This is a genomic window from Sphingobium chlorophenolicum, from assembly GCF_000722875.1.
In the GTDB taxonomy this organism is placed as follows: domain Bacteria; phylum Pseudomonadota; class Alphaproteobacteria; order Sphingomonadales; family Sphingomonadaceae; genus Sphingobium; species Sphingobium chlorophenolicum.
On record NZ_JFHR01000069.1, the window covers coordinates 1 to 2,433 of the forward strand.

A 2,433-nucleotide genomic window follows, 5' to 3' on the forward strand; every position below is an offset into this window, starting at 1 on the left:
AACCGCTTCGAGAAATCTACGATTGTCCGCAGCCGAACGGCCTCGGTCCCCAACTTTACCGGGAAGCACGGGGCGAACCCGCTCCCACTGCTCGTCGCTTAATCCGTGTCGATCCAAGATGGCGCTCCCTTCGCCAGTCTTGAATCCGATCCGCGCGGAAAAAGGAATCCCTTAAATGTCCACACGCCTTAGCAAACTTCTCTGGATGATCTTCCTATTCATGGTTTTACCACTTCTCAATTTTCTCAGGACGACATGCGTCACCATGCCCATCGCCGCTTCAGCGAGGGCATTCCTGAAAGTTAAAAATATGTCTGATTAGTTGGCGGTTGCGCCCGAACAGATAGCGGTCACGTCATCAATTCCCCCCTCAAAGACCAAAATCAACGCGGCAAGGAATGCCGCCTTAAAAGGCGCACCCCGTGTCATAGTCAGACATGAAGATGCAATCTTATAAAGCAACGCATTTCGTGTGCATAAAATGCATGCATTTTCTGTTTTTCATTGCAAAATGTTTCATCATTCTGCTTTTCATCAAGGATCAGGCCGATCTTACAACGGTTCAGAAAGCTCCTGAACATGTAGGCTGCTTGGTCTATCTTCTCTGAAGGAGGCGGATAGGGGGTCGCGAATGTTTTGATGACAGTCGGGGTGTTCGCCATGGATTCAATTGAACCAGAGGAAATTCTGGAGAAGAATGCACGTTTTAAAAGTTCTTTTGGTATAGATTTAATACGAGAAGACGCAAAAATCCTTCTTCTACTAAAGAAACATGGCGGCCTTTCTGCGAAAGATTTGATTTATCAAACACAGTTATCCTATAGAGCTTTCTATATAAAAATGAAATTTTTTATAGATTCCGGTGTAGTACATGCAAAAGAAGGATCAACAGATCGCAGAGTTAGAATATTTTATATTAATGAAACCTGTGCGCGCGCGGGCGTAGACAGGCGTACCAATTGCTGATTCTATGGGCTTTCCAAGGAGGAGAGCGGCCGTGGTGCAGCGTTCGATTGGTCAGGAGCGATTTGGATTTGCTGGACGAGAGCGCGCCCCTTCCTCGTTGATCGATTGGACCGCGTTGGATTCGCTTCTCGACGCCCTCTATACTGCTTCCAAAGGTGAGCCTGCGTGGCCGCCGCTGGCCATGTCATCGTCGAGCATCTTGCCATCTCCGCTGCCATTTCAAAGGCAGGGTCATTGGCTCAGCAATCAGCGCCGTCTATGTGGGGCGCTCGCATCGCTAACGATCTGTCCGATGTGAAGTTGGCTGAGGCCCTGGACGACCGGGCCTCTTTTCGCCGCTTCTGTGGGTTTTCCGCGAATGAGGTGACGCCAGAGCGTACCGCGTTTGTCAGATTCCGCCGACTGCTGGTCGCGCACCAACTTGACCGATCGCTGTTTGAAACCGTGACCATTCAGCTCAAGGCCAAAGCGGTGACGGTCAAGACCGGTACACTGGTCGATGCCACCATCATTGCGTCGGCCAGTGAAGACGATGATGATGCGCGCTGGGTAAAGCACAAAAGAAAACGGGCTGTTCACGACTTCAAGGCTCACGTGGGCGCCGATGCCGATACCGCGTTGGTTGAGGAAGTCTCCGTCACCTCCGCCAATATCAATGACGGCAAGGCAGATCCCGGTGCCTTGCCCGACAATCCCGGTGAGGTGTTTGCCGACAGCGCCTATCGCGGCAATCACTTTTGTAGTGCCGTGCTGGCAAAGGGCGGCATTCCCCGGATCGTCGCCACCGGCATGTGGGGCCGCGACGAAGCTGAAACGCTCCGTAAGCTGCATGAATGGAATCAACCGATCCATCGGGTGCGCGCCCGCGTCGAGAAGATTTTCGGGACATGGAAGCGATGCTACCGCCTGCGCCGAATGCGATGGCGAGGTCTCGCCAAAGCCGCCGTCCAAGTCCACCTCACCGCCATCGCCTACAACCTCAAGCGCACGATGAATATTCTCTCCGTTCCAGCACGATATCGCCTCCGACCGCAAAGCGCAGGCCGGATCGACAACCCATCGAATATCTGCGCGATTTCATAGCTCTACGCCCACCCGTGCACAGTTCTCATAAGAACGACGTGCGTTCTTTATCAATCATTATTAAATGGATATTTTCTGTTCTACAAAATTGATGTGATCCCTGACCTCTTTAATCGTAATATCCAAGCGATACGCGATTTGCGCATCCGTAAGCCCGTTCTGACGGTGCAAAAAGAAAACACGCTGCACCACATGCGGACAATCAATTAGTGTCCGATCCGAAACTAAGGTGAGTGGTATCAGCAGGTTAGCTTGACGTCTGGACCTGTCGTTGATTCAGGGGTTTTTGCGAAACTACCAAGGATCAACGATGTGGACCGATACCACTCGCGCGCTACATGCGCGAAGCGGGCTGTCTTTGCCAACAGATTTAACCGATGCCGA

2 protein-coding genes and 1 pseudogene are annotated in these 2,433 nt (G+C 51.8%); 2 read left to right on the top strand and 1 reads right to left on the bottom strand.

Annotation, left to right across the window (positions count from 1 at the left end):
* Nucleotides 1–120 (bottom strand): annotated as a pseudogene (locus BV95_RS23310) (IS5/IS1182 family transposase); the annotation flags it as partial.
* Nucleotides 121–639: 519 nt separating this feature from the next.
* On the opposite strand from BV95_RS23310, the gene BV95_RS23925 reads away from it, so the two are divergent.
* Nucleotides 640–966 carry a hypothetical protein gene (locus BV95_RS23925; protein ID WP_156028723.1) on the top strand — a complete coding sequence of 109 codons (327 nt, stop codon included), beginning with the start codon at nt 640–642 and terminating at the stop codon, nt 964–966.
* Nucleotides 967–1,131: 165 nt separating this feature from the next.
* Entirely contained in the window at nt 1,132–2,049 is a 918-nt protein-coding gene (locus tag BV95_RS20005; RefSeq protein WP_202901581.1) for an IS5 family transposase, read from the top strand.
* Nucleotides 2,050–2,433 lie beyond the last annotated feature (384 nt).